The organism is Marinobacter sp. ANT_B65 (assembly GCF_002407605.1).
Lineage (GTDB): Bacteria > Pseudomonadota > Gammaproteobacteria > Pseudomonadales > Oleiphilaceae > Marinobacter.
On sequence record NZ_NXGV01000001.1, the window covers coordinates 515070 to 540296 of the forward strand.

Sequence of the window (25227 nt, forward strand, 5' to 3'; positions counted from 1 at the left end):
CAGCATTACCCATATTGGGTAATTTAATGCCCAATATGGGTAATTGAGTCGCCCCGCCCATTAATTAGCCTCTGCAACCTGCTCCACAGCTGGAACTTGCTGCAACGTTGAGCGGTCCATCCAGGGATCGCGCAGGCCAAGGCGCCCTATACCGGGTAATTTGACGGCCAGAGTCAGTGGGTCAACGCCAAGATTGAGGCCGAGTATGTTCAGTTCAACACCTTCCCGGATACTCGCCATAAGGCCGAAATAGCCATTTAGGGAGAACTGGTAGCCCGAACCGCTGGGCGTTTTAGCAAATACGCCGTCAGGGAGATAGTCTTTTCCAATGGCAATGTTGGGCAGCGCTACATCCAGTTCGGGTACCTGCCGGATTACCCAGGAGACAAAGGTATTGCTGTTGGGGCCGGGCCAGGCTTTGTATTCATTCGGGAAGGGGTAGACGTCGATAGCTGTCCGGATATTGGTGATAGCGGCCTCCGCTTTCGTACCACGGATATCTGCCAGCAACATGGGTGGATTGCCATACCAGGCAGTATCCGGTTCACCGGCGCGGGACCGCACCTTCTGATTACCCCAGCCAGTGACATCGTGGACTTCGTAGGTGGATGCTCCGCGCTCCTTGGTCGCAATCCAGGTGTGGACCGCAAAGTTGCCCCGCCAGCTATAAGCCCGGGCACCATAAACCTGCACAATGGCCTCTTCGGTCTCGCCCGGTAGTGGCGCAATGCCTGCGCTGGAGCGGTCGGCGTCACGCCAGCTCTGGCCAGGCTGGCTACTGCAGGCCGCAATCAGTGCGGGGCCTGCCAGCAGAACCAACAAAAATACTGTGGTTCTGGCGAGCCATTTAAGGGGTTTCATCATTCCAGAGGACCTCGGGCTACATGCATTGGTTGGTAGTCAAAACCCATCCAGTATACGTCTCATATAATTTTGAGTATCAATGGGAAGTATTAACGACAGCTAATGTTATGGCTTCCCGCGGGGCAGATCGCCTAATCGGCTTTGTAGTGGGCAGTAGGTTCGAAGCATTATTTTCATGGTCGCAGGAGGAAAACCTGCTATTTTTAAATCAGGTTTTTCTGAAAGGACAGGTTCTTTGTTTCAATTTTATTCAAGCACCAAAAGCCGCTTGCTTCATGTCTTGATGCTGGTGCTTTTGATGGGCATTGCAGCAAGTTCTACGGCAACGGAAAGCCTCGATATTCGAGTGGGCAATTTCTACCCCAACTACTACAAAAACGCAGAGCAGCAGTGGGAAGGTATTGATGTCGAAATGGCTGTCGCTCTGGTTGTGCGTGCGGGGTTCGAGCCCAATATCCTTGAAATCCCCTGGTCACGGGCTCTGGTCATGGCGCTGCAGGGTCAGGTCGACCTGCTGGCCAATGTAAACATCACCGAAGAACGGTCTGAGTACCTGCACTGGATTGGCCCACAGCGATACACTCAGATGAGCCTGATTGTTACCAGGGAGAATGCTGCATTGCCTGTCAGCTCTCTTGACGATCTGGTTGCCCAGTGTAAATCGCTGGGACTGAAATTTGGTATTCAGCCCAACGTTACCTACGGGGATGAGTTTGATGAAAGGCTGAGAAACGATGATGCGTTCAGGGGGTGTGCGGAGCAATTGACCGGCCCCCAGAATGACGACAAGGTTTTACTTGGCAGGCTGCTTGGTTATTTCGATGAACCACTGGATGTTCAGGCCGAAAGAAGGCGCAATCCAGAATACGGCCTGGTGGTTCATCCGTTTACCGCGATTAAAGAACCTGTGTTCTTCGGGGTTAGCAAGGCGTCTGTTACTACTGATGAGTTAAAGCGCTTGCTGATGGCCTACCAGTCAATGGTGGCGGATGGTTCTCTGGAGGCCATTGAAGGGAAGTGGACCTTCAATACACAAGACCAATAGCAATCGTGAGTGGCCGGGCACCCCGGTCAGATTTATGTTTTGCGCTGGATTGATTCAAGGGAGAAGTGAATTGAATCAGAAAGGATTTCTCGCTGTCTGGAATGATGCCAAGGGGTTTGGTTTCATTATTCCGGAAGACGGTGGTCACCATTAAGAGGTCAGGCGCTACTGTGAATAAGTTAAAAATTCTGATGGTTCTGTTGCTGTCGTTAATCGCCGGTTGTACTAACATCGCCTACGATGTCGGCAGAACCATTCATCCGGTGCCGTCTTCTGTCCTGGACAGAAACACCCTGTTCTCCGTTGCCAGTGAGTACTTCATCGGGAAGGGCTACCAGTGCGATACCAGCCGTGACCCCGGTGCGCTTTATTGTGTCAGAGAACTTCGCGATCTTTATATTCACCAGACTCAGGCGGTGGTGCAGATTTATCCTGGCGATGGCGAAGAACACCCCTATGCCTTGGCTACGTCCCGATGGGATGAAGGGCTGATTCCGGGTGAGTTTATTTCCGGTGAATTCACAAGTCCTGATGTGAAGGCGTTCTGTGAATATCTGCAGGCGCAGGCTGTGGGAAGTTGCCGGCCGATCTACCAATAAAGTAAATCTGTCCCGATTACCCGAGGGTTACCCTTAGCGCCAGTGGATGCTCGTCGCAGTTGTTTCCTGCGCCACCGCGATCCACCACCAGAAAGGTGCCTTCGCACTCCAGCACAGACTGAATGGCATGCCATGTGCCTGCATGGTAGTTGACGCCCTGTTGGCCATCGGTAATGAAAGCCCGCACCTTGTCCGGGTTTATCACGTCTCCAGGGGGTGCCACCACAACTACAAAGCGCTCACCATGCAGCGGCACAAAAGCCTGGCTGCCCAGCGGGTGACGTTCAAGAAAGGTCAGCTCCAGTGGCATCTGCACTGGCTGGCTGACGAAGATACTGATCAGCGTTCTTGCTTCGTCACCTAGTGCTTCGACCTTTGCCAGATCATGGTAGCGCCGGGTGCGTCCGCTATTGATCATGAAATATTCAGCGCTGCGGTGATCAATTACCTCACCAAAGTCGGCGAAAGCCTCGGGGGTCAGCGGCTCGGCCGTCAATTGCAATAACTGCTCACTCATATAAAGTCTCCGCTTAATAATCGCAGGTCGATAATTTTATGGTTAGATATCGTCATCACTCAAACCACCACGTATCGCTGCCGAGCGGATGTGATAAGCCATGGCCGCGCTTGCACGCTCGGGGGACTGGTCCTGAATTGCGTTGATAATTTTCTGGTGCTCTTCCAGAGGCTTCATCAACTCTTCTCTGTTACGCAAAGGGCTTAACTGGGCGCTGTGTAGGTCTGTGGCAACGCGGCGCCTGGTGTCTGTAAAGATCGAGTTTTGTAATATGGAGAAGATGGTGTGATGAAAGTTAAAGTCTTCCTGAGCTGCATCAATCAGCTGCCCTTCCTCAAGCGCATAGCGCATCCGATAGTGGGATGCTTTCAGGCGTTCCAGATCATCATCCGAACGAAGTCGGCTGGCCATTGCCGCAGCATAGGGCTCTGCAGCTAACCGAAACTGAAAAACTTCTCGGATGCGATGGCTTATCTTGCTGGTGCTGCTGGCTGTCTGGTTTTTTGGGTCAGGAACAAAGACTCCTTTAGACTGGCGAATATCGATCAGGCCCAGTGTTTCCAGAACACTCAACGCCTCGCGCAGAGCCGGGCGGCTTACGCCCAGTTCTGCGGCGAGTACACGTTGCCCTGGCAGAGCTTTCCCCGGAGGATATTCGCCATTTAATATCTTGGTCTGAAGAAGCTTTGCTATAGCGTTATTGAGCATGTTTACGTATTCACGCCTCTCGAAGACACTGAAAATGTAATGATATTTGCATCAGTCTGACAAGGTGCTATCCCGGCAGGGGGGCAGCTACAGTGATCTCACTATAGCATCGGCCAATTCCGCCGTTGTAGCTGTGCCGCCCATATCTGGCGTGCAGTTATCGGTGATGTTCAGCACCTCATTCAACGCACTCATGATGGCACCTGCTGCCTGTTTTTCGCCAAGATGCTCAAGCATCATCGCTCCGGACCATATTGCTGCCACAGGGTTGGCCTTGCCCTGGCCTGCGATATCCGGCGCTGAACCATGCACAGGCTCAAACATCGATGGCATCTGCCGCCCCGGGTTGATGTTCGCAGAGGCAGCGAATCCCAGGCCGCCCTGAATAGCAGCGCCTATGTCGCTGAGGATGTCGCCAAACAGGTTGGATGCAACGATCACATCAAAGCTTTCCGGATGCGTGATCATGCGCGCGGCGGCGGCATCAACGTGGTAGCGTTCAACTTTTACGTCCGGGTACTCGGCTGCCAGTTCATCTGTGATTTCATCCCAGAATACCATGGAGTATTTTTGCGCATTTGACTTGGTCACGGATGCCAGTTTTTTGGAGCGTAACCGAGCCTGTTCAAAGCCAAAGCGGAGAATGCGTTCCACTCCGTGGCGAGTGAATATTGAGGTTTCCACTGCCACTTCGTGTGGATTGCCCATATGCACGCGGCCGCCGGCTCCGGAGTATTCGCCTTCGGTGTTTTCCCGTATGCACAGGATGTTGAAGTCTGTTTTCTTCAGCGGCCCCTGTGCGCCTTTAAGCAGCCGGTGTGGGCGTACGTTGACGAACTGGTCGAACTGTTTGCGGATCGGCAACAGCAGGCCGTGCAGTGAAACACTGTCTGGCACTTTCTCGGGCCAGCCTACGGCGCCCAGAAAGATCGCATCGCTTTTCTCAAGGAGTGCCAGCCCGTCATCGGGCATCATCTGACCCTGCTTCAGGTAATACTCACATCCCCATTCATAGTGAGTGGGGGTCAGGATAAAGCCATATTTACGGGCCGCCGCTTCGAGTACATCAAGCGCTGCTTTTGTGACTTCGACGCCAACGCCATCCCCGGGAATGAATGCAATATTATAAGAATTCATTGTCTCTCCTGAATATTCTGTTTTTCCACAACGCTGACGGTGGCCGTCAGGAAAAGGTCGACTGATCAATTGGCATTTTGCAGGACAAAGCGCACATGAGCCTCAGCCGGGCTTTTCTGGCATTCAGGTGATTAGCCTTGATCGCACCCATTGAGACCTGCTCTGCCAGTGATCCGGGGTATTCATACACCTCTTCGACACGCCCCCAGTGTGTTGACGATGTCACCACTACTGGAATTCCAGCGCTCAACAGGTCGCCCAGAGGTTCTACCCAGCTCGGTGGAATATGGCCCCGGCCGATAGCGTCTATCACCAGCCCTTTGGCGCCGCTGGCTACCGCAGCTTCAAGCAGGGCAGGTGATGCGTCAATTGCCACAGGCAGAATATCCACTCGCGGCAATTGCTCGCCTGGTGCAATTACATCTGAACGCTGCAGCCGCTTGCACAGTCTGACTTCATCGCCATCAACAAAACCCACGGGTCCGATCCCCGGCGAGCCAAAGCCGTTGAGCTGATAGCTGCTGAGCTTACGAACCGAGTTTGCCCCATGAATTTCCTCATTGAACACAACCAGAGCACCGGCTCCTCGTGCCTGAGGAGTACCTGCTACCTTCAGTGCATCACGAAGGTTGGGGCCGGCATCTGAGCCGGGGGCGTAGGGCACGCGCTGGGCGCCGGTGACCACTACCGCAGTGTCTGCCAGTGCCAGGCTTGTATCCAGGAAGTAAGCTGTATCCTCAAGGGTGTCCGTGCCCTGGGACACTACCAGCCCTGCCACATCTTCGCGTTGCGACAGATCAATACACAGCTTTCTCAGTTGTAGCAGGTCGGCTGTGGTAATGGCATTGCTGGGCTTCTGGCATAGGGTGATGACTTCAACCGGACAATCGCTCTTGATCTGCAGCTTCTCCATCAGCTCTGTGCCGGAAAGGGCGCCCGCAATGGCCCGCCCTGAAGTGCCAGGAAGACTGGCAATCGTGCCGCCCAGTGAAATCAGTACTAGGGTATTTTTCATATCCATATCTTCAGGAAAAAATAGTCAGGATGTTGGGGAAGGCTACGAAAATCAGCAGGGCTGCGATGTAAACCGCAACAAACGGAAGCACCGCGTGACTGATTTTTTCCACCGTTTCATTGGCAATGTTGGCCGCGATATACAGGTTAAGCCCTACAGGGGGCGTGAACTGCCCGACTGCCAGTGCAATGATGGTGAATACGCCAAAGTACATGGGGTCAATGCCAACGGCAGAGGTGATTGCTACCAGGGTGGGGACCAGCAGTACCAGAGCTGACACGTTATCCAGAAAGGTACCTACTACGATCAGCAATGCCAGCATCATGAGCATTACCATGGTCGGGTCAGTGGTAATGGTCATCACCCAGGCAGAGAAAAGCTGAGGGACGCGTTCAGTGGTTATCACAAAGGCAAAGACATTGGCACAGACCATCAGGAACATGATCACGGCAGTTGTGGCCGCTGTACCCATGAAGGCACGCTTTATTTCTGTAAGGCCAAGGGTTTTATAGAGGAAGACCCCAATGAGCAGCCCGTAAATGCAGGCCACCGCAGCTGACTCGGTTGGCGTAAATGCGCCTGAGTATATCCCTATAATGATAATGATCGGCATGAGCAATGCCGCCAGGTTCTTGATGCGTTCGCTGGCAGGTGGTGGGGTGTCGTCAAGGCTGATGTCATCAACGCTCTTTCTTCCACGCCACCAGTTCAGTACACAGATAGCCAGTGTCAGCAGTATTCCTGGAACAATCCCGTTGATGAACAGCCCGCCAATGGATACCCCGGAGATCACGCCATAGATAACCATGGTGATGCTCGGTGGAATGATCAGCCCCAATGCGCCCGAGGCAGCCACTACAGCTCCTGAACCTGCTGCGGTGTACCCCATTTTTTTCATGGAAGGGATCAGGACGGTGCCAACGGCTGCGGTGGTTGCCGGTGCAGATCCGGAAATCGCTCCGAAGAACGCAGAAGAAGTCGTGGCCACATTGGCCAATCCGCCCGGGCGCTTTCCTACCAGCCGGCTTGCCATACCAACAAGGCGCTCGGATAGTTTGGCCTCATACATCAGGGCTCCGGCCAGCAAGAAGAGAGGAATGGCCAGGTATGAGAAGTTATTCAGCCCCTGGAACATTTTCTGCGCAACTACCAGCAGTGGGATATGGCTGCCGAAATAGATAGCAAGAGTGCTGGCTGCGCCCAGGGCGATCGCAATAGGCAATCCTATTATCAGAAAACCGATAAATGAGAAAATCAGAATCTCAATCATGATACAGGTTCCGCGCTGACAGCATTTTTGTCACTGATGGTTTCGTGACCCAACAGGGTTTTCACGGTAAGCAGGAAAGCCGCTACAAGACAGCCGCCCGTCAGGAAAAACTGGACATATCCAATCGGAATTCCTGAGGTGGGTGATACCTGTCTGATACCTCGCAGTGCCAGCGAGTAGCTGAACCACACAACCACGGAAAGAAAGGTGATGGTAATAAGACGGGAAGCAAGATTTACTATTTTGGCAAGTACCGAGGGCAGGCTGTCAACGAAGACAGACACCCTGAAATGTTCTCCGCGCCAGAAGGCAACGGCCATTCCCGACATGACGGCAAGCATCATCGAAAATACTGAAACTTCCTGAGTCCACCCGATCGGGGTGTTAAGTACGTATCTGAATATGACCTGAATGATGACCAGCGACAGCATCACAGCAATAGCGATGGTTGCTATCACATGGCAGACAACAGCAATTTTGTCGCAAAGTGAAATTAGTGATTTTCTGATACCAGAGGCGGATGGTTGATCTGTATTATCCATGAAACCGGTCCCGATCATGCCAACAGAACCGCTAGACCACGGTTCTGTTGGCGATCTTGTTGCTGAGTTAATTACTTGGTTAGCAGGTCAAGGATGTCCTTGTTGAACGTTGCAGCAGCGTCGTCATAGACAGGCTGTACGGCTTTGCGGAACAGAGACTTGTCTACATCATTTATCTTCATGCCACGCTCTGCGACTTCCTCCCACTGCTCGGCTTCAAGGTTTGCGATCAAATCAATGTGCCTGCGGTCGTACTCTCTGCCAACCTCAAGCAGTGTTTTCTGGATGTCTTCCGGCATGCTGTAGAAGAGGTGTGCATTCATGATGAGCGGAGAGCCCATATGGATGTGGCCTGTACGCGATACATAGTCCTGAACTTCATTGAAGTTCTGGGTAATGATGTGAGCAGGCGGGTTTTCCTGGCCGTCTACAACACCCAGTTGCAGCGCAGAATACAGCTCACCGAAGGACATTACCGTTGCACCGGCCCCTAATGTCTTAAAGGTGTCTACGAACACTTTTCCTTCCGGAACGCGGATCTTCAGGCCTTCAAGATCTTCTGGCTTGTTGATTGGGCGAACGGAGTTGGTGACATGACGCATGCCATTTCCCCACCAGCCGATGATAACCGCACCCTGATCTTCTACCTGTGCGCTCAGCATATCGCCAACGGGACCTTCAACTACCTCAAGGTATTCATCCATATCTTCGAACAGGAAGGGCAGGTTAAGCATACCCATATCAGGTACCCAGTTAGACAGCACGGTGTCTGAGGCCAGAGTCATTTCCAGAGTGCCGATCATGGTGCCTTCCACTGATTCAAGCTGATTTCCCAGCTGATCGGAGGGGAATACCTGGATTTCAACAGCGCCATCGGTTTTTTCTGCGATTTCTTTGGCAAACTGCTCGGTAATGGTTTGGTAGTGGTGGCTTGGGGCGCCAGTGTGGCTGAGGCGAAGTGTATAGTCCTGCGCAAACGCCATGTTGGAAGACAGCGCCATAGAAAGAGCAAGAGTGGAGATTGCTGGAATAAATCCGTGTTTCATTGTGTTCTCCTGATAGATGGTCTTATTGTCTGCGGCCAACCAGCGTCTCTGGTTTGCTGCCGGGGAGCGCAGACTTTTTTGAGTTAATTAATTTTAAAGTGCTGTTTGTTGTACCGGGTGTCACGTCGGTCGATGATATGATTACTCATCTGGTCTGACCGGTATGACCGGTCAGACCAGATGAAATCTTAGATGATCACCTGAGTGCGAACAAGTTTTTTAGGCGATATGTGTCGTATTGCTGTGCACGAAGATAGGGCAGTGTCGGTGGTTGTCAGCGGGTCTTATGCTCATGCTGGCTGATTGACCCTGACGCGATGTTTGTTACATCGTTATTAACCAAGGGAAAACGGATGACTTTAGGATGGGTAATTGCAGGTAGCATTGGCCAGGTTCTTCTGGCGTATATGCTGTTTTTGTTGGTGGTGTTTGGGTTCAGTGCTGTCGATACCAGTCACCGGCCTGCTTCGATTGATGACTCAGTGCTGACCTCGGCCATATACTCAGTACCCGCAAGTTGTATTCTCAGTGCTGTGGTTGTGATGGGGCTTTATCGCATGGGCGCAGGCAAGCTTGCGTATCTTTGGTATATGGCACCGATTTTTTTGTTTTGTGGCTACCTGCTATACATCAAACTGATTATTCAGCGGGGTAGTAGCTGAATTGGGCAAGCGCCCTGCCAGATCAACAACCGGGACAGATTTGTTTTCAGGGAGTTTCCAGTGCTGCGAAACTAATCTGAACCACTGTAAATTGCGGAAAATGGATCTGGCCCGGTTTTGAGCAGGTAGTTTAGTTTATCCGATAGAATGGACGACCGTAATCGAGGCTGGTTGGCCGCTGAGCCGTTGAATCGGTTGTGCCTTCTGCTGTGTAGAGAATATCGTTGTTAATGTAAATGATGCTGTATTCGTTGATGTCGAAGTAGGCCCCATTGAACTGGGTGATATGGGTATCGAGTTCGGTAGCGGTAAGGCCATCACTCAGTAAAATATCGTCGCCCAATGCAAAGTTGCCTGATGAAGTCGGGTTTGGAGCCTCCTGAAAGGGGATGCTGCAACCGCTATCGATGTAGTTCTCGATACTGGAAGCGAATGTGCCGCCGGTAAAGGATACCGTCACAATATCGTGGTGCGTTTCACCCTCAACTGGCCCGCATTGTTTGTTCCAGGTGCCCTCAAGTACTGTGATTTGATCGCTTGGCGTCACGGCACCGTTGTCCTCGTTCCCTGTATCGGGAGTGGTATTTCCACTGGTTTTTTCCAGGTCGCTTCCACTACCTCCACCTCCGCAGCCAGCCATTAAAGCTGAAACCAGAGTGCACGCTACTACCCTTTTCATAGTTATATTTTCCTGACCGTATTATCTGTTTGATTTAACGCTATATCATTGTTGCATAAGGCGAATAATCGCGACAGATTTATTCCTGCGGGTTCTGGCTCTGTTAGCAGTTCTGCGAACCCGCGCAGGGCACCATTAATTTGTGCCTGCTACGAAAGTCCTGCCAATTCCACTATTCAGGAGGATATACACCCGGGTGGTGCCTCTGGAACAGTGATCCCTGAACAACAACAAATAAGGAGGTGGTCATGAGTCAGTATCAGGGCAACTGTTTTTGTGGCGCGGTTAAATACCAGGTATCCGGTACGCCAGAGGCAATGGGCTATTGCCATTGCGACTCCTGCCGCCGTTGGTCTGCCGGGCCGGTTAACGCTTTCTCACTCTGGCCAGCAGCCAGCCTTGAGATTTTGTCTGGTGCTGATCAGGTTGGCGAGTTTCATCTCACGGAGCAGAGCTACCGCAAGTGGTGCAGACAGTGTGGTGGGCATGTGTTCACAGACCACCCGGCTTGGGGGCTGGTAGATGTTTACGTTGCGAATCTTCCTGGCCTGAAGTTTGAGCCTGCCTTGCATGTGCACTACCAGGAATCGGTGCTGCCGATCCGGGATGGTTTGCCCAAGATGAAAGATATGCCCGCTGAAATGGGTGGCTCGGGTGAGACGTTGCCGGATTAAAGGAAAATTAACGCATAGAACGTGATCGAAAAATAGAGAATCGCAACCAGAGTTCCTATTAAACCTACAGATATATGAATTTTGCAGAGCACGGAGGCAACGGCACTGACTGAAAGTTTCTGTTCAAGTGACCTGCCCCCAGTCTTTAATCCAACTGCTCCCTAGTAATGTCCGTTATTTTTGGATCAGTTTTTCCAAGTCGGAGAGCGGAGGCATTAATGGATTATTATGTCGAAGCGCAGGATCTTGAGAGCCAACATAGCATTCGCGCGGCAAGCTCATCCTATGCAGGGGGGCCGCACCATACTCGCTTGGAAATGGTCACTTACACGCCTGAAACTGACTGGTACGAAGGGATAGTGATTTTTCAATGCATGAGGAGCAGCTGACAAAATAGCCATTGTTCCTTTGCCACATCATGGGCTTTAAATTTTCCTGATTCTTGCATAGCCTATAGCCGGGGCAGGTTTTTATAGTGAAGTTTCACCCCTTGCATCAGAATCTCCGAGTCCTCGATCAGCGGGCTCCACCAATACTTGAGAGAGGCTCCTGTCATTTCAGTTAGACCAAAGCTTATTGTCAGGAGAAAGGACGGTGTGAGCACACAAGTGTAACTGAGTGCTTTTGGGTAGTTCTGGCGGGGTGCCCAGATGTATCTAAGCCAGTTAACACCATTGAACATCATTGATTCATAGTTCTTTGGTGGATCGAAAAGCTGTATGGCTATTTGTTCATCAATTGATTCCTGATCCCATCCGCGCGGCTCAAGTTCATCCTGTGTTCTGGTTCTGATGTTCCAGTTTTGTCCACCTTCGGATTCTAGATGAGCGTAGTAATCATCCTTTAAGTACTGCTCGAGCATGGCAGTATTGCCTACCTCAAGTGCCAAGCCATTTTTGACTCTCTCTAGTTGCCAGGATGTAGTGACGATGACATAAGGTTCTTGGGGAATGGGCAGAAACCGGGTCGGTTCCAACTTGGGACGTCCATATTTCCAATTGGTGACGCCCAGTTTCAGGGTGTCATGCTCAGTACGATACTCGTATGCGACTTCTAGAGCGGGGGGGCTATCCAGATCAACACTTGCCGGATACTTTGCCCCGCCACCGAAGGACGCGGCGGGCAAGTAAAACTCCACATCAACGGCACCGCAGTCCACCCGCCGGTGGTCACAGTGCTCAAGGTCCGGGCCACCGAGTATTTCCTTGAAGGGTGCAATAAAGGGGCGGGTCAGCCGCTTTAGAAACGAAGAGGGTGTCCGCCTATATCGCACGGGCGGGATTGTTGCTGCGAGTTTCGCCATTACTCAGGCCCTCCGCTCTGGTCGGTATTCCCTGGCTTAGGCTGCATGTTTATGGTTCCCGGTAAACTCCAGTTGATGGATATAAGTTTCCAGTCCGAGATACGGCAGTGTGTGGGGGCTGGCGACTGAGTCCTCTCCAAGCACTAGGCCCAGAAACTTCAGTGACCGCTTGAGACCACTTGAGCTTATGTTATTGCCTCCGGCAATGTTTGGCACGAAGTCGAACGGATTGTTGCGTTCCTGGTCAATTTTAATGCCAGCGTGGATGCAGGCCCGCCTGATGTTTGCGAGGTTGCAGCCAACGCCATGGAGGCTGACTTGTGTTGGGGCCTAACAGTTCTTTATCAAATAAAATATCGCTGACCGTTACCCGACGATCTTTATCAATGCCGTATTTGATCATGTAGTGGTAGCCCTTGAAGGGATACCGGGTTTTCAGAAGTCGCTGAAACCAGTTCTTCCTGGCTGCATCTGCTTCGATCTTGTTTGGGTATCTGACAATATCCAGCAATTCTTCGGTAACCTTGCTCCGGTCGAAATCGTTGAGCGCACAAAGCATCCGCAGGGCTTGGTCATTCAGAAAAAGCTGGCGCTCCAGTTCGTGGAATTGGGGGGAATTAGGGTGGTAGATAGTGCGGATCTGTTCATGCTTCTCCGCAGCGTCTTTCCAAGAATGGCATTGCGTAGCAAGCTGCTGCAGTTTGGCAGCACTGAGCATTTTTCGTGACATGATTCGTCCCTGTATTTTGTTAACGTCCGTGTACGCCCATGGTCCTTTTGGGTGCAGATTAGGAAGGTAACAAAATATAAACCGATAGTTCAATTATTCCGGATCGATTACATCTCTGAGGTCAAAAACACCCCTAGGGAAAGTCGCTTTTTTTCGGAAACAGTGGGAGCCGCTGTCTCCTGTGGGGCAGCCGTAATAGGATGGTTCGTAGTACTTACATCAAGTGCAGCCATACCTTTCAGTGGCGGGGGCTCCGCGGTATTTTCCGTTATGGCCTACGGGGCTGCCACAGCCAGTTCGCTGCAATGCGGAAACAGCTTGATGAGGACGAGAAATGAAATAACATCTCCTTATATGAATGACGAGCTTGATAATGAAGAATGGTACCAAAACGCTACTCTGGCACTCGATGTTATTTCTCTTGGGGGGGCATCGGCGTCCGGATTGATGACAGTAAGAGGGATAAAACTCCTCAGATCACAGGGCATAACAACACGCAGGGCGCTTGAGGGCTTAAGTAGGCAGGAGCGCAGGAGGCTGTCCCGGGAGATCGCCCGGTCAAATGCATCAGGTATTTCTAACCAAACACTGAAGGTAATGGAGCGGGCGGGCAAGATTGAGCGACGTTTTTCTAATGCAGCTATCAAGAAAACGACGATGCGTCAGATCAAAGATTCCATTGGAGCCACGCTGAGCTTTACGGGAAGTGCTACCAGTGGCGCGCTGGGAACTCTGGCCGTGGCGGTTGTTTCTGAGGAATGATTATGGAAAAGCAGTACAAAACACCAACTGACAAGGCGATGCCTGAGTATCAGGTGCTCCCGAAGGGGATGTGGCACATGCTTGGAGCCGTCATGTTGATGGTGTTTTCTCTGCCCATCGTGCTGATGTTGTTGTCAGCGTTGGTTTCGGGGTTGCTAAGCGAGCGAGCTCTGGTCTACTTGGAAATGGCGCTGCTGGTAGTCATGGTGTTGTTCTTGGCGACTCCGACGTTTCTCCTCTCAAGGGGATGGTCTGTCTGCCATCGGGTTTTACTTTGGCAAAACCTTTTTTATGTTCTGTTGCTTGCTGCGGCCACTTGTACATTGTTTTTTCTGGGCAGCACCGGGATGGCTTTTACTGGGCTGGCTGGAGTGATAATGGCCGTGCTCGCGGGTATGCTTTATCGATCTGAACGCTATGGTAATGTGGTGGAATATTACCGGCTTATTTGGTCGCAGCACCGATCGAATTCAAAGCGCTGAACGTGGGCGAGCCGTTCCTGCCTTTGTTCCCCGATTAAACGAACTCAAGGTCCAGAAATCGCTTCTTTAACCCCCCGGGGCGACTTACTCCAGGCGTGAAGGTAAGTGGCTTTTTCCATCCGCTGTCAGATTTTACCGTCAGCCTGCAGCGCTTTTCGTGGATGAAGCTGAATTCGATGGACTGTTCGCCAACAACGTTAAGGCCTTCCAGAGTCCCGTTAGCGAGATAGCCACCGAATTCCAGTGAGTCCAGAACCTCGGCGTTGCCTGCAATCAGGTAGATGCGCAAGGTTTCCTCGTATGGAACATCATCCGTGATAAACAGCAGATAGCGGTCGTCGTCTACCTGATACTGGGCCTCAATCAGAGCCCCTTTCTGTGGGCTGCCGAATGGCTCATCGCCTTTTATCAGCTGAAGGCAAGGGGTTTGACTATCGTCGGAGCTTTTGAGTAGCCTGGACGAAAACTGATCGGTTTTTTCCATGGGAGGACTTTGTCTCTGCAGTTTTACTCGTAAACGCCTGGGCGCTGGAGCCTTTTAAGGAAGTTGATGGCGTCCGTTTCCTTTCTGCTGGTCCAGCCATCCGCCATGATTTTTACCAACAGCTTGTTCAGTGGCCGGTGAAGTCGCAGGCCTTCTTCAATAGATCCCCTACGCTTGCGGACCAGCTCTATGTATTTGACAGCAACGTCGTCGGCATCCGAGTTGTAGTTGGTGTCGAGCTCGAGAAAGACCTGGTAGACCTCGTCCATTACAATTCCGGATTTCCTGATAAGGTCCTGAGCCATTCCGTGCTCATCCGTATAGAACATCCTGGTTCTCGGAGCAATTATGGCGGCGGAAGCCTGACGCTCCGGCCCGGCATATTCGAGGTATGCTTCATTTCCGACAACGGCCCCAAGAACGCCACCAATCGCTGCGCCCACAGCCATTCCGACCGGGCCAAACCAGATACCTGCAACAGCACCCCCAGCCATGCTCGCGCCGAATCCTGTACCTAATGTTGTAACCTCTCGGCCGGTAGCCCAGGTTTTGTTTTCGGAGGTGAAAATGTTGTAGAACGCGACGCCCGCCGTAATGACCCAACAAACCCTGGCGGACCATTTCATACTGTGCGCAAGCCGGGTTGCTGCACCACGATCACGGCCAGCGCTTTCAATGATTTCAACAAATATGGCTTCCTTTTCTGCTTCGGATGCAAGATCAGTAAAGGCCCTCCCGTATTTGTTTTTCGCGTATTTATCCAGAAGTTCAGCGAGTGCTTTCCCTTCTTTTTTCAATGATTCTGAGTATTTAAAGCCCATGCCTGTTTGCATGGCCCGACTCTTGACGAGAATGTCATTCCGCATTTGGTTGGCAAGTTCTGCTGCTTCTTTGCCAGACATTAATCCACGGTCATAGGCTGAAAGAGTATTTCGGGACATTTGTCGTATCTCTTGCAGATACCACATTCGAGCCTGACTGTTCTTGATCATCTCGTAGCTGAAATAGAGGGCCTGCACTTCCATGTGTTGGAGTGCCGTCTGAACCTCGTCCCTGGTTTTTATTGAACCTCCCATGTGTCTACTCCCTCAGAAATGGGTTGGTTTTCAGGAGGCCGTGAAGTTCTCACATCTGGTATGACATCGAACGCCTGTTCGCCCCACATTCGGCAATATGAAAATGGCCGATTAATTATGCGGTTACGAGGGCGTTAAGCGGAAAAGCAAAGACCGGTTAAAAGCGATTCCATGGCATACACCCTGTAGGCGTGACTGCGCAGATCGCTAATGTCTTTTCCCTGACATGCGGACCATCCCTGTTGATTTAATGCTACCCGTTGCAGTTATCTGAATTCAACAGGTTTCGAAGCGGTGATTAGAAAATGCGAAGTACTGGCGGTTTCTGAGTTGTCCCCAGCCCTGAGGAAATCCCGGGCCTCAGTTGCAGGAACCACTGCAGCCGATTCTTCGTCTGGTTATAATGGCGCACGTTTAATCATTCCAGAGAACCTTATGCCAATCGAAAAGAATCAAGTGGTCCTGTTTCACTACAGCGTCAGTGATGAACAGGGCAATGTTGTGGAAGACTCCCGCAGCGGAGAGCCGAATGCTTACCTGCATGGTCACGGCGGCATTATCCGGGGCCTCGAAGAAGCTCTGGAAGGGCGCGACGCTGGCGAAAGCTTCAGTGTTACCGTCTCTCCGGACAAAGCATACGGGCCGCGCAAGGCTGATGCCGTGCAGCGTGTACCAATCAAACATTTGATCGGTGCCAAACGCTGGAAGCGGGGCATGGTTGCCCAGGTACAGACAGAGCAGGGCCCGCGCCATGTGGTTGTCGCCAAGGTCGGCCTCAAATTTGCCGATGTGGACACCAACCACCCGATGGCCGGAAAAACTCTCACCTTTGATATCGAAATCATCGAAGTGCGTGCGGCCAGTCCGGAAGAGATCGCACACGGCCACGTGCATGGACCGGGCGGGCATCACTGAACGATTAAGCCTTTCAAAATGAATGCCTCTTTCACCCTGCGGCCTTACCAGCAGGAAGCCGTCGATGCCACCTTAAGGCACTTCCGCAAATCCGACGATTCTGCGGTTATTGTGCTCCCCACTGGTGCCGGGAAAAGTCTGGTCATTGCCGAACTGGCCCGCCTGGCCCGGCGCAGGATTCTGGTGCTGGCCCATGTCAAAGAACTGGTTGAACAGAACCACGGCAAATACCAGAGCTATGGGCTGACTGCGGGCATCTTCTCCGCCGGATTGAGGCGCAAGGAGAAGCGGCATCAGGTCACCTTCGCCAGCGTCCAGTCGGTATCGGCAAATCTGGACCGGTTCGGGGATGAATACTCATTGCTTATCATTGATGAGTGTCACCGGGTCAGCGGTGAGGAAACCAGCCAGTATCAAAGAATCATCGGGCAGCTGCGGCAACAGAACGACTCCCTCAAGGTGCTGGGGCTGACCGCTACCCCCTATCGCCTGGGTATGGGCTGGATCTATCGCTATCACTACCGGGGATTTGTCCGCAGCGAACAGGACAAGCCCTTTGTCCATTGCATTTATGAGTTGCCGCTGAGCTATATGATCAACCGGGGTTACCTCACAAAACCCGAGGTGGTAGACGCGGCGGTGGCGCAATACGATTTCTCGGCTTTGCCCCGCAACAGCTTTGGCGAATACGCGGAAAAAGACGTGAACCAGCTGCTGGGCAAACATCCGCGTGTGACCCGGGCCATTATCGAACAGGTGATGGAGCTGGCGGCCAGACGCCAGGCGGTGATGATATTTGCGTCCACGGTGGACCATGCGAAAGAAATCACCGGCTATCTGCCGGAACAGCAGACTGCCCTGATTACCGGCGCTACCGATCAGAATGAACGGGATTCCCTGATCCAGCGCTTCAAGCAGCGACAGCTGAAGTATCTGGTGAATGTTTCCGTTCTCACCACCGGCTTTGATGCGCCCCATGTGGACTTTATCGCCATTCTGCGGCCTACCCAGTCAGTGAGTCTTTACCAGCAGATCGTGGGCCGGGGCCTGCGCCTGGATGAAGGCAAGAAGGATTGTCTGGTGATTGATTACGCAGGCAACCGGGTCAACCTTTACCACCCGGAGGTGGGGGAGAAGAAACCCAACCCGGACAGTGAGCCGGTGCAGGTGTTCTGCCCGGCCTGTGGGTTTGCCAATATTTTCTGGGGCAAAACCGATGGCGACGGCCATGTGATTGAACACTACGGCCGCCGTTGTCAGGGGCTGCTGGAACCTGCCCAAGAGGGTGGGCCGGCAGCTCGGAATGCGCGCCCTGAACAGTGCGATTACCGCTTCCGCTTCAAGGAATGTCCCCACTGCGGTGGCGAGAATGACATAGCTGCCCGTAACTGCCATCAGTGCAAAAAAGCCATCATCGACCCGGATGACCAGCTCAGGGATGCCCTTAAGCTCAAAGATGCCATGGTGATCCGCTGCGCCGGGATCACCTTGAGCGCCCATAAAGAGAAACCCGACAGCAAACTGAAGATCATCTACCACGGTGAGGACGGGGAAGAACTCGGCGAATCCTTTGATTTCAGCCGCCCGGCCCAGCGCAGCGTCTTTAACAGATTGTTTGGCCGGCGTTTCGCCAGTGGCCAGACTCCGAAAGAGTTCAGCGGGATACAGGAGGTGCTCGAAGTTCAGACCCTGTTGCCCGCACCGGACTTTGTCATTGCCCGAAAACAAAAGCACTATTGGCAGGTGCAGGAACGGATATTTGATTATCAGGGTGCCTATCGCAAGGCGAATGAAGCCTGAAGCCTCCCTCCTGTACTGATTTGTTGATCTACTATAAAACTCTCCCGGAGACTGCGATGAACGAAGCCTGGCTGAAAGCCCTGCCCAAAGCGGAGCTGCACCTTCATCTGGAAGGCGCGCTCGAGCCTGAACTGATGTTTGCGCTGGCCCGGCGTAATGGCATTGAGTTGCCGTGGAATGATGTGGATGCAGTGCGACAGGCCTATGCCTTCAATAATCTGCAGGAATTTCTGGATCTGTATTACAAGGGCGCTGACGTGCTGCGCACTGAGCAGGATTTTTATGACCTCACCTGGGCTTATCTGCAGAAGTGCCAGGCCCAGGGCGTGGTGCACGTTGAACCCTTCTACGATCCCCAGACCCATACCGGGCGTGGCATTCCCTTTGAAGTGGCTCTCAATGGCATCCGTGAGGCCATGCGGGATGGCCGCGAGCAGATGGGGATTACCGGTGGACTGATTCTCAGCTTCCTGAGGCACTTGTCTGAAGACGATGCTTTCCGGACTCTTGAGCAGGCCATGCCGTTCCGTGACCAGTTCTTTGCGGTGGGCCTGGATAGCTCCGAACAAGGCAATCCTCCCAGTAAGTTCGAGCGGGTGTTTGCCAAGGCGCGGGCCGAGGGCTTTCTGGCGGTTGCCCATGCCGGTGAGGAAGGACCGCCCGAGTATATCTGGCAGGCGCTGGACCTGCTCAAGGTATGCCGGATTGATCACGGGGTTCGTGCTGCAGAAGACCCAAGGCTGCTCGACAGGCTGGCGGAACAGCAGATCCCGCTAACGGTTTGTCCGCTGTCGAATATCAAGCTGTGCGTGTTCCCGGACATGGCTCATCACAACATTCTGGAACTGCTGGAGCGCGGCCTGAAGGTCACCGTGAACTCCGATGACCCGTCCTATTTCGGCGGTTATGCGCTGGAGAACTTCGTGGCGCTGCGCGATGGCCTGGGGATGACCGAAGACCAGGCCCGCCGGCTGGCCCAGAACAGTATGGATGCCCGGTTGGTGTGACAGCCAATGGAGAATCCGAGCTGTTCTGACAGCCGGTCAAAGTACTCACATCTGACCGGTTTCCTCAAACCGCTCATGCCAGCTTAATGCTTCGCTCAGCAGGTGCGGCGTATGCATGCCCCGGCCACTGGCACAGGCCCGTTCGAAGTAGCTGAGTAGTTTTGGTTTGAAATCCGGGTGGGCGCAGTTCTCGATGATTTTGAGGGCCCTCTGGCGCGGTGCCAGGCCTCGCAGGTCTGCCAGCCCCTGTTCGGTTACTACGATCTGCACATCGTGTTCGGTGTGGTCCACGTGAGAGGCCATGGGGACGATGGCGGAGATAGCTCCGTCTTTGGCGGTAGACGGAGTCATGAACACGGAGAGATAGCCATTGCGGGCAAAGTCGCCGGAGCCGCCGATGCCGTTCATGATCCGGCTACCCATGACGTGGGTGGAATTCACGTTGCCGTAGATGTCCGCTTCGATCATGCCGTTCATGGCAATGACGCCTAACCGGCGAATGATTTCTGGGTGGTTGCTGATTTCCTGGGTGCGCAGAATGATGCGGTCGCGGTAGAAATCGATGTTTTCTGTCAGCTCTTCAATGGCTTCAGGGCTAAGGGAGAAGGCGGTGGCAGAGGCCATTTTCAGCTTTCCGGATTTGAGCATGGCAAGCATGCCATCCTGCAGTACCTCGGTGTAGGAAGTCAGGTTTTCGAATGGTCCCTCGTTGAGGCCGGCAAGTACCGCATTGGCGATGTTACCGACACCGGACTGCAGGGGTAGCAGGTTCTTCGGCAGCCGGTTGTTTGCCACTTCCATTTCGAAGAAGCTGAGCAGGTGTTGGGCAATGCGTTGGGAATTTTCGTCCGGGGCGCTGAAGCGGGAGTTGCGGTCGGGGGAGTTGGTTTCCACCACTGCGATGATTTTTTCCAGCGGGCACAGCAGGTATTTCTCGCCAATCCGGTCGTCTGGAGCTGTCATATGGATTGGTTTGCGACGCGGCGGCAGGGCGGTACTGTAGTAAATGTCGTGCATGCCTTCCAGGCCTGAACTCTGGCCATGATTCACTTCCAGGATGACTTTGTCGGCCTGGTCAATCCAGGTTTTGTTGTTGCCGATGGAAGAAGATGGAATCAGTCTGCCATCCTCGGTTATGCCTGCCACTTCGATCACAGCTATGTCCAGCTTACCGAAAAATCCGGACCAGGCATGCTGGGCAACATGGGAAAGGTGGATGTCGATGTATTCCATCCGCCCTTCGTTGATTTTCTGCCGGCAGACAGGGTCACTCTGATAGGGCAGTCGCATTTCAATGCCATCTACTTCGGCCAGGGCTCCGTCCAGTTCCGGTGCGGTGGAGGCGCCAGTCCAGACGCTGATCCGATAGTTGTCGCCCCGGGCGCGGTGTTCCCGAATATGCCCGGCCAAAGCTTGCGGAACGGCCTTTGGATAGCCCGCGCCGGTGAATCCGCTCATGCCGACGTTAACGCCGGACGGGATAAGGGCGGCAGCTTCCTTGGCGCTCATGATTCGGTCATGCAGTTGGGGGCAGGGGATTCGGGGGGCTGTAATCACGATGGCTCCGGTTTTCTGTATGCGGGGAGTAGTTTTAAAAAAGCTAGAAATAATACCATGAGAACTAGGTATCAATACCTAAAACTTATAGCTACTAACACTGGTTGCAGCTTATTGAAAGTCGGAATGCTGGTTTAATGAAATCGCTTGAAAAGGTCTCTGAGTTGTATGGGGTTCATAAAAAACCGAAACAAAGACAAATGATAATAATTTGTATTAGCGTTTGTTCCGACATAGAATCTGTCGCGCTTGCCGATTGATTTTGTGAGGGACGAATGCCCGTTTCAGCTGATACCAGGCCGTTGGCCAGGATGTACGATGCACATCATGGATGGCTGCGAAGCTGGTTGCAGCGCAAGACAGGTTGTAGCTGGCAGGCGGCGGACCTCGCGCAGGATACTTTTCTGCGTATTCTCGCGTCTCCCCAAAACACTGCCCGGATTTCCGAAGTCCGCGAGCCTCGCAGTTTCCTGACGACCATTGCCCGGCGGGTGTGGGTGGACTTCGTGCGCCGGGACGCCCTGGAGAAAGCCTGGCTCGAAGCACTGCAGCAGCAATCTGAGCCGGTAGTGATATCGGCTGAGGAGCAGGCCCTGATTCTGGAGACTCTTCTGCAGATTGACGCAATGCTCGATGGGCTTGGAGAGAACGTGAGCCAGGCTTTTCTGCTCAGCCAGCTTGAAGGTTTGCGTTACGCGGAGATCGCCCGGCGACTGGGCGTATCTGTCAGTTCGGTGAAAAAATACATGGCCAAGGCCACTGAGCACTGCCTGCTGCTGATGTGTGAGGATGGTGAGTGAAGGATATCCGGCCCTCTCTGGATTTAGCCCATGGATAACCTGCGCCAACCCCGTGTGGAAGTCTTGAGGTCGGCCGCGAGTTGGTATGCCCTGCTATGTTCTGAGGACGTGACTGAGCGCCAGAGGCAGGACCATAGCCTATGGCTGGATGCGAATCCTGCTCACCAGCAAGCGTGGCAACAGGTAGAGAAATTACGTGAACAGTTGCAGTCGGTACCCGGCACACCCGCATTCGAGGCGCTTCGTATCAAACAGTTGCAGGGGCAGAGTCGGCGGACAGTACTGCGAGGCCTTGCCTTGTTTGTTGGTGGCACTGCTGTGGGTGGCCTGGCCTGGCGCCAGGCACCATCCGGGAACTGGGTGGACAGTTGGACGGCCGGCCACCGAACGGGAAGGGGCGAACGTCGGGAGCTCACTTTGTCAGGCGGTACCCGACTGGTTCTGAACACAGCGACAGCTCTGGACCTGGTGGAAACCCCAGGTTCTCTCCTGATCCGTCTCTATGAAGGTGAGATTTTTATTCGCACGGGAAAGCGAACCGATGGCAGCGTGACCTCCCGGGAACTGCAGATCCATACCGCTCAGGGAATAGTTCTGCCCTTGGGAACAGCCTTTACAGTTCGTCAGCTGGACACGGACACTCAGGTGTCTGTCATTGAGGATAGTGTCGAACTGATACCTGTTCAGGGGAATGGCAAAATCCGGCAACTGGAAGCGGGTCAGCAGGCTCGAATGAGCGCGAAAGAAGTTACCGTGTCTCCTTCCACAGTTCAGGCTCATAGCTGGACCGAGGGCATGTTGGTGGCGGTGGACTGGCCCCTTGAGCGCCTGGTAGAAGAACTTGGCCGGTATCGTAGTGGCATCCTGCGTTGTGATACCGCCATCGCGGGATTGCGGGTTTCAGGCACCTTCCCGGTCGATGATACCGAACGAGCCCTGCAGGCCATTGCCAACGGCCTGCCCGTGCGTATTCAACGTGTCACCGATTTCTGGGTGACCATCAAGCCGCTGGCTCACGCTGAAATGAAAAAAATTCAGAAACCATTGTCCTTTTTCTGATCTCGCTCGACCTAGAGATAAACCCGAATACCTGGTAACGAGCGAGAAAATTATGACACCCTCCGTAACTCCCCATCAAGAAAAGACCACCAGCACTGCCGGTCACCCCGTAACCCTTAAGGAAACCAGTCGTGCATGGGGGCACCTGGCCTTGAGTTGTATGCTTTTGGGACCAGTGGCTTTAGCGTCGTCCCAATTGGTTCAGGCAGCCGACGGCGCCGAACAAAGCGTTGCAGGTAGTATCTACTACAGCATTGCTCCCGGCCCATTGGGTGGTGTTCTGAGTCAGTTTGCCAGTCGCTCCGGGGTTGTTTTGTCATTTCCTTCCAGCTTCACAGAAGGTCTGCATAGTGAAGGGCTGGAAGGATATTACAGTGTGGAGCAGGGCTTCATTCGCTTGTTGTCCGGAAGTGGCTTGTATGTTAGCAGGCACGGCCCCTCTGACTATGTTCTGCAAGGTATTACCGAAAAGGATGTTCGGGTACTGGATGCCCTTGAAGTGTCAGATCAGCGCGTAAGCGGGGCTGGTTATCGAGCCAACAGCTCCTCTGCCGGAACGAAAACCGACACACCACTCGTGGAAACAGCCCAGAGCATAAGTGTGATCACCGGAGAACAGATCCGGGATCGCCAGCCATTGATGGTCGAACAGGCAGTGGCCTATACGGCGGGGGTCAAGATTGAGGGTGCAGGGTTGGACCCGCGTTTTGACAACATTTCAATGCGGGGGTTTCCTCTTGTCTATAACGGCGACTTCCTCGATGGCTTGCGCCAGCCTAATACCGGCTGGTTATCCTACTTCTCCACAGTTCCTTATAATCTGGAGCGTATTGATGTGGGCAAAGGCCCGGATTCGGTGCTCTACGGTCAGTTGTCGCCGGGCGGGCTGGTGAACCGGGTGAGCAAGCGCCCTGATAAGGGTGCGCGCCAGGAGGTTCAGCTCCAGGCTGGCAGCAATGACCATATACAGGGCCAGTTTGATGTTGGTGGGGAATTGCATAGTGACGTTCAGTACCGGTTGGTGGGTGTTATACGCGATGCACAAACGGATATAGAACAGATTGATAACGACGTTACGGCTCTGGCACCAACACTTAGTTGGCAGATTGGAGATAACACAGATATTACGTTCATCAGCCAATATTTGAAGCGCCGTACCTCCGGGTCGCCTCGTCCCTATCAGGATGGTGACACCCTGACCCGTTTCTGGGCAGGTGATGAAAACTTCGACAAACTGGATCAGGATCAGTGGACGCTGGGCTATGAGCTGAATCATGAGTTCAGCGATGGGCTGAAGCTTGAGCAGAATGTGCGCTATGGCGACGTGGACACAACCAATCAGTATCTGTCTGCAGGTACTTTGACAGGCTCCGTACTGAGCCGCAGCGGTGTGGGCGTCTATGAGAAGATGGATTCACTCAGTACGGATACCCGGTTGGTGGCCAACTTTGGCCATGGCGTGGTGGAGCACCAGATGCTGTTCGGTGCAGATTACGCCCGATTCGAGCATGACGTAATCTACGCTGGTGGCAGCGCTCCCTCCATTGATATGAATAACCCGGATTACAGTCAGCCGGTCCCCCGGCCCGCTAATGTTTGGGTAGACAATCATGGCGAAACCTCGCGTGCGGGCGTTTACCTGCAGGATCAGGCCAGTATTGATGACTGGCGCCTGACAGCCGGTATCCGTCGGGACTGGGCCAGGGATGAAACCCAAGACAACCTCGCTGACACCACCAGTAAGCGCAGGGATGAGCACACCACGTGGCGCTTCGGCGCTCTCTATATGCTGGACAGTAATCTGTCCTCCTACTTCAGCTATGCCCAGTCATTCGTTCCGGAAACCGGAGCTGATGTGAACGGTAATGATTTCGACCCCACCGAAGGGGAGCAGTTCGAGGTAGGGCTGAAATACCAGCCGGAAGGCACCGGAGCAATGCTCACCGCTGCTCTCTATCAGATCACCGAGTCCAATCGTAAGACCCGAGACCCGGACAACCTCCTGTTCCAGGTGCAGACAGGGGAAGTCCGTACCCGCGGGCTGGAGCTAGAAGCCACTGGCGATGTTACCGATAACCTGCGGATGACTGCTGGATATAACTACAACCGCGCTGAACTCACCAGAGACAACGACGGCAATCAGGGTAATGACCTCGGGTTGGCCCCCCGGCACCTGGCATCCGTGTGGCTGGACTATAGGGTTCCGGCCATTGAACGACTGCGGTTTTCGGGTGGTGTGCGCTATGTGGGAAGTGAGTACATAGATAACGCCAACAGTGACAAGAACGATGCATACAATCTTCTGGATCTGGCGGGCCACTATGACTTTGGCGGGTCTCTCAACGGAGTCCGGGTCAGCGTCAATGCCAATAACGTACTGAATGAAGAGCATATCTCTTGTCAGGGTGTTTATTGCTATCGGGGCGCTGGCCGTAGCCTGATCGGCAGTGTTTCTTACAGTTGGTAACCCCCCGGAAAGAATCAAGGAGAGAAT

Annotated in this window: 26 protein-coding genes; 12 read left to right on the plus strand and 14 right to left on the minus strand. The window is 53.3% G+C overall.

The window, feature by feature from the left end:
• Positions 1-60 precede the first annotated feature (60 nt).
• Positions 61-864 carry a DUF3750 domain-containing protein gene (locus tag CPA50_RS02510; protein WP_096780894.1) on the minus strand — a complete coding sequence of 268 codons (804 nt, stop codon included), beginning with the start codon at positions 862-864 and terminating at the stop codon, positions 61-63.
• A gap of 235 nt (positions 865-1099) precedes the next feature.
• Between CPA50_RS02510 and CPA50_RS02515 the strand changes: the two genes are divergently transcribed.
• Both CPA50_RS02515 and CPA50_RS02520 read left to right on the plus strand, forming a co-directional pair.
• The gene (locus CPA50_RS02515) at positions 1100-1909 is read left to right on the plus strand and encodes a substrate-binding periplasmic protein (protein WP_179397138.1); all 810 of its coding nucleotides are present in this window, start codon (positions 1100-1102) and stop codon (positions 1907-1909) included.
• Between the two features lie 170 nt (positions 1910-2079).
• Entirely contained in the window at positions 2080-2508 is a 429-nt protein-coding gene (locus tag CPA50_RS02520; RefSeq protein ID WP_227519464.1) for a hypothetical protein, read from the plus strand.
• A 16-nt stretch (positions 2509-2524) separates the two neighbouring features.
• Here CPA50_RS02520 and CPA50_RS02525 read toward each other — a convergent pair whose 3' ends face one another.
• From CPA50_RS02525 to CPA50_RS02555, 7 genes are all read right to left on the minus strand, one after another.
• Positions 2525-3025 (minus strand): ureidoglycolate lyase, encoded by a 501-nt coding sequence (locus CPA50_RS02525; RefSeq protein ID WP_096780896.1) that lies wholly within the window; start codon positions 3023-3025, stop codon positions 2525-2527.
• Between the two features lie 42 nt (positions 3026-3067).
• The gene (locus CPA50_RS02530) at positions 3068-3733 is read right to left on the minus strand and encodes a FadR/GntR family transcriptional regulator (protein WP_096780897.1); all 666 of its coding nucleotides are present in this window, start codon (positions 3731-3733) and stop codon (positions 3068-3070) included.
• Between the two features lie 87 nt (positions 3734-3820).
• Complete coding sequence (locus CPA50_RS02535; protein WP_096780898.1) at positions 3821-4870, minus strand: tartrate dehydrogenase; 1050 nt, start codon at positions 4868-4870, stop codon at positions 3821-3823.
• 46 nt (positions 4871-4916) lie between these two features.
• Entirely contained in the window at positions 4917-5885 is a 969-nt protein-coding gene (locus CPA50_RS02540) for an asparaginase (RefSeq protein WP_096782300.1), read from the minus strand.
• 10 nt (positions 5886-5895) lie between these two features.
• Complete coding sequence (locus CPA50_RS02545) at positions 5896-7155, minus strand: TRAP transporter large permease (RefSeq protein ID WP_096780899.1); 1260 nt, start codon at positions 7153-7155, stop codon at positions 5896-5898.
• Positions 7152-7697, minus strand: a complete 546-nt coding sequence (locus CPA50_RS02550; RefSeq protein ID WP_179397139.1) for a TRAP transporter small permease — start codon at positions 7695-7697, stop codon at positions 7152-7154. Before CPA50_RS02550 ends, CPA50_RS02545 begins: the two co-directional genes overlap by 4 nt.
• A gap of 71 nt (positions 7698-7768) precedes the next feature.
• Complete coding sequence (locus tag CPA50_RS02555) at positions 7769-8743, minus strand: TRAP transporter substrate-binding protein (protein ID WP_096780901.1); 975 nt, start codon at positions 8741-8743, stop codon at positions 7769-7771.
• 353 nt (positions 8744-9096) lie between these two features.
• Here CPA50_RS02555 and CPA50_RS02560 point away from each other — a divergent pair, with 353 nt between their 5' ends.
• Positions 9097-9405: a hypothetical protein gene (locus CPA50_RS02560; protein WP_096780902.1), complete on the plus strand. Its 309-nt coding sequence runs from the start codon at positions 9097-9099 to the stop codon at positions 9403-9405.
• A 130-nt stretch (positions 9406-9535) separates the two neighbouring features.
• On the opposite strand, the gene CPA50_RS02565 is transcribed toward CPA50_RS02560, so the two are convergent.
• Positions 9536-10084 carry a hypothetical protein gene (locus CPA50_RS02565; RefSeq protein ID WP_096780903.1) on the minus strand — a complete coding sequence of 183 codons (549 nt, stop codon included), beginning with the start codon at positions 10082-10084 and terminating at the stop codon, positions 9536-9538.
• Between the two features lie 248 nt (positions 10085-10332).
• Between CPA50_RS02565 and CPA50_RS02570 the strand changes: the two genes are divergently transcribed.
• Complete coding sequence (locus CPA50_RS02570) at positions 10333-10758, plus strand: GFA family protein (RefSeq protein ID WP_096780904.1); 426 nt, start codon at positions 10333-10335, stop codon at positions 10756-10758.
• Positions 10759-11209: 451 nt separating this feature from the next.
• On the opposite strand, the gene CPA50_RS02575 is transcribed toward CPA50_RS02570, so the two are convergent.
• Positions 11210-12061, minus strand: coding sequence for a hypothetical protein (locus CPA50_RS02575; RefSeq protein WP_096780905.1), 852 nt, complete (start codon positions 12059-12061; stop codon positions 11210-11212).
• Positions 12062-12311: 250 nt separating this feature from the next.
• Positions 12312-12791, minus strand: coding sequence for a hypothetical protein (locus tag CPA50_RS02585; protein WP_096780907.1), 480 nt, complete (start codon positions 12789-12791; stop codon positions 12312-12314).
• Between the two features lie 321 nt (positions 12792-13112).
• On the opposite strand from CPA50_RS02585, the gene CPA50_RS02590 reads away from it, so the two are divergent.
• Together CPA50_RS02590 and CPA50_RS02595 are read left to right on the plus strand one after the other, a co-directional pair.
• Positions 13113-13553: a hypothetical protein gene (locus CPA50_RS02590; protein ID WP_096780908.1), complete on the plus strand. Its 441-nt coding sequence runs from the start codon at positions 13113-13115 to the stop codon at positions 13551-13553.
• A gap of 2 nt (positions 13554-13555) precedes the next feature.
• Positions 13556-14035 (plus strand): hypothetical protein, encoded by a 480-nt coding sequence (locus CPA50_RS02595; RefSeq protein ID WP_096780909.1) that lies wholly within the window; start codon positions 13556-13558, stop codon positions 14033-14035.
• A 34-nt stretch (positions 14036-14069) separates the two neighbouring features.
• Here CPA50_RS02595 and CPA50_RS02600 read toward each other — a convergent pair whose 3' ends face one another.
• Together CPA50_RS02600 and CPA50_RS02605 are read right to left on the minus strand one after the other, a co-directional pair.
• Positions 14070-14519, minus strand: coding sequence for a hypothetical protein (locus CPA50_RS02600; RefSeq protein ID WP_096780910.1), 450 nt, complete (start codon positions 14517-14519; stop codon positions 14070-14072).
• A 23-nt stretch (positions 14520-14542) separates the two neighbouring features.
• Complete coding sequence (locus CPA50_RS02605; RefSeq protein ID WP_096780911.1) at positions 14543-15595, minus strand: glycine zipper family protein; 1053 nt, start codon at positions 15593-15595, stop codon at positions 14543-14545.
• A 435-nt stretch (positions 15596-16030) separates the two neighbouring features.
• On the opposite strand from CPA50_RS02605, the gene CPA50_RS02610 reads away from it, so the two are divergent.
• Genes CPA50_RS02610 through CPA50_RS02620 form a run of 3 tightly spaced genes read left to right on the plus strand, consistent with a single transcriptional unit; the run spans position 16031 to position 19317 of the window.
• Entirely contained in the window at positions 16031-16510 is a 480-nt protein-coding gene (locus CPA50_RS02610; RefSeq protein ID WP_096782301.1) for an FKBP-type peptidyl-prolyl cis-trans isomerase, read from the plus strand.
• An 18-nt stretch (positions 16511-16528) separates the two neighbouring features.
• Positions 16529-18310, plus strand: coding sequence for a DEAD/DEAH box helicase (locus CPA50_RS02615; protein WP_096780912.1), 1782 nt, complete (start codon positions 16529-16531; stop codon positions 18308-18310).
• A gap of 56 nt (positions 18311-18366) precedes the next feature.
• On the plus strand, positions 18367-19317 hold the full coding sequence (locus CPA50_RS02620) for an adenosine deaminase (RefSeq protein ID WP_096780913.1): 951 nt from the start codon (positions 18367-18369) through the stop codon (positions 19315-19317).
• 45 nt (positions 19318-19362) lie between these two features.
• Here CPA50_RS02620 and CPA50_RS02625 read toward each other — a convergent pair whose 3' ends face one another.
• Complete coding sequence (locus tag CPA50_RS02625) at positions 19363-20871, minus strand: acetyl-CoA hydrolase/transferase family protein (protein ID WP_413772151.1); 1509 nt, start codon at positions 20869-20871, stop codon at positions 19363-19365.
• A gap of 278 nt (positions 20872-21149) precedes the next feature.
• On the opposite strand from CPA50_RS02625, the gene CPA50_RS02630 reads away from it, so the two are divergent.
• The 3 genes from CPA50_RS02630 to CPA50_RS02640 are packed head-to-tail and all read left to right on the plus strand — an operon-like array spanning position 21150 to position 25200.
• Positions 21150-21674: a sigma-70 family RNA polymerase sigma factor gene (locus CPA50_RS02630; RefSeq protein ID WP_096780915.1), complete on the plus strand. Its 525-nt coding sequence runs from the start codon at positions 21150-21152 to the stop codon at positions 21672-21674.
• A gap of 30 nt (positions 21675-21704) precedes the next feature.
• Positions 21705-22733 carry a FecR domain-containing protein gene (locus tag CPA50_RS02635; protein ID WP_096780916.1) on the plus strand — a complete coding sequence of 343 codons (1029 nt, stop codon included), beginning with the start codon at positions 21705-21707 and terminating at the stop codon, positions 22731-22733.
• Positions 22734-22785: 52 nt separating this feature from the next.
• Positions 22786-25200 (plus strand): TonB-dependent siderophore receptor, encoded by a 2415-nt coding sequence (locus tag CPA50_RS02640; protein WP_202971731.1) that lies wholly within the window; start codon positions 22786-22788, stop codon positions 25198-25200.
• The last annotated feature ends 27 nt before the right edge of the window (positions 25201-25227 follow it).

Bases quoted from the DNA above. Each gene is read 5' to 3' on its own strand.
- CPA50_RS02510 (WP_096780894.1), bottom strand. From the start codon at position 864: ATGATGAAACCCCTTAAATGGCTCGCCAGAACCACAGTATTTTTGTTG.
- CPA50_RS02525 (WP_096780896.1), bottom strand. From the start codon at position 3,025: ATGAGTGAGCAGTTATTGCAATTGACGGCCGAGCCGCTGACCCCCGAG.
- CPA50_RS02530 (WP_096780897.1), bottom strand. From the start codon at position 3,733: ATGCTCAATAACGCTATAGCAAAGCTTCTTCAGACCAAGATATTAAAT.
- CPA50_RS02535 (WP_096780898.1), bottom strand. From the start codon at position 4,870: ATGAATTCTTATAATATTGCATTCATTCCCGGGGATGGCGTTGGCGTC.
- CPA50_RS02540 (WP_096782300.1), bottom strand. From the start codon at position 5,885: ATGAAAAATACCCTAGTACTGATTTCACTGGGCGGCACGATTGCCAGT.
- CPA50_RS02545 (WP_096780899.1), bottom strand. From the start codon at position 7,155: ATGATTGAGATTCTGATTTTCTCATTTATCGGTTTTCTGATAATAGGA.
- CPA50_RS02550 (WP_179397139.1), bottom strand. From the start codon at position 7,697: ATGGATAATACAGATCAACCATCCGCCTCTGGTATCAGAAAATCACTA.
- CPA50_RS02555 (WP_096780901.1), bottom strand. From the start codon at position 8,743: ATGAAACACGGATTTATTCCAGCAATCTCCACTCTTGCTCTTTCTATG.
- CPA50_RS02560 (WP_096780902.1), top strand. From the start codon at position 9,097: ATGACTTTAGGATGGGTAATTGCAGGTAGCATTGGCCAGGTTCTTCTG.
- CPA50_RS02565 (WP_096780903.1), bottom strand. From the start codon at position 10,084: ATGAAAAGGGTAGTAGCGTGCACTCTGGTTTCAGCTTTAATGGCTGGC.
- CPA50_RS02570 (WP_096780904.1), top strand. From the start codon at position 10,333: ATGAGTCAGTATCAGGGCAACTGTTTTTGTGGCGCGGTTAAATACCAG.
- CPA50_RS02575 (WP_096780905.1), bottom strand. From the start codon at position 12,061: ATGGCGAAACTCGCAGCAACAATCCCGCCCGTGCGATATAGGCGGACA.
- CPA50_RS02585 (WP_096780907.1), bottom strand. From the start codon at position 12,791: ATGTCACGAAAAATGCTCAGTGCTGCCAAACTGCAGCAGCTTGCTACG.
- CPA50_RS02590 (WP_096780908.1), top strand. From the start codon at position 13,113: ATGAGGACGAGAAATGAAATAACATCTCCTTATATGAATGACGAGCTT.
- CPA50_RS02595 (WP_096780909.1), top strand. From the start codon at position 13,556: ATGGAAAAGCAGTACAAAACACCAACTGACAAGGCGATGCCTGAGTAT.
- CPA50_RS02600 (WP_096780910.1), bottom strand. From the start codon at position 14,519: ATGGAAAAAACCGATCAGTTTTCGTCCAGGCTACTCAAAAGCTCCGAC.
- CPA50_RS02605 (WP_096780911.1), bottom strand. From the start codon at position 15,595: ATGGGAGGTTCAATAAAAACCAGGGACGAGGTTCAGACGGCACTCCAA.
- CPA50_RS02610 (WP_096782301.1), top strand. From the start codon at position 16,031: ATGCCAATCGAAAAGAATCAAGTGGTCCTGTTTCACTACAGCGTCAGT.
- CPA50_RS02615 (WP_096780912.1), top strand. From the start codon at position 16,529: ATGAATGCCTCTTTCACCCTGCGGCCTTACCAGCAGGAAGCCGTCGAT.
- CPA50_RS02620 (WP_096780913.1), top strand. From the start codon at position 18,367: ATGAACGAAGCCTGGCTGAAAGCCCTGCCCAAAGCGGAGCTGCACCTT.
- CPA50_RS02630 (WP_096780915.1), top strand. From the start codon at position 21,150: ATGCCCGTTTCAGCTGATACCAGGCCGTTGGCCAGGATGTACGATGCA.
- CPA50_RS02635 (WP_096780916.1), top strand. From the start codon at position 21,705: ATGGATAACCTGCGCCAACCCCGTGTGGAAGTCTTGAGGTCGGCCGCG.
- CPA50_RS02640 (WP_202971731.1), top strand. From the start codon at position 22,786: ATGACACCCTCCGTAACTCCCCATCAAGAAAAGACCACCAGCACTGCC.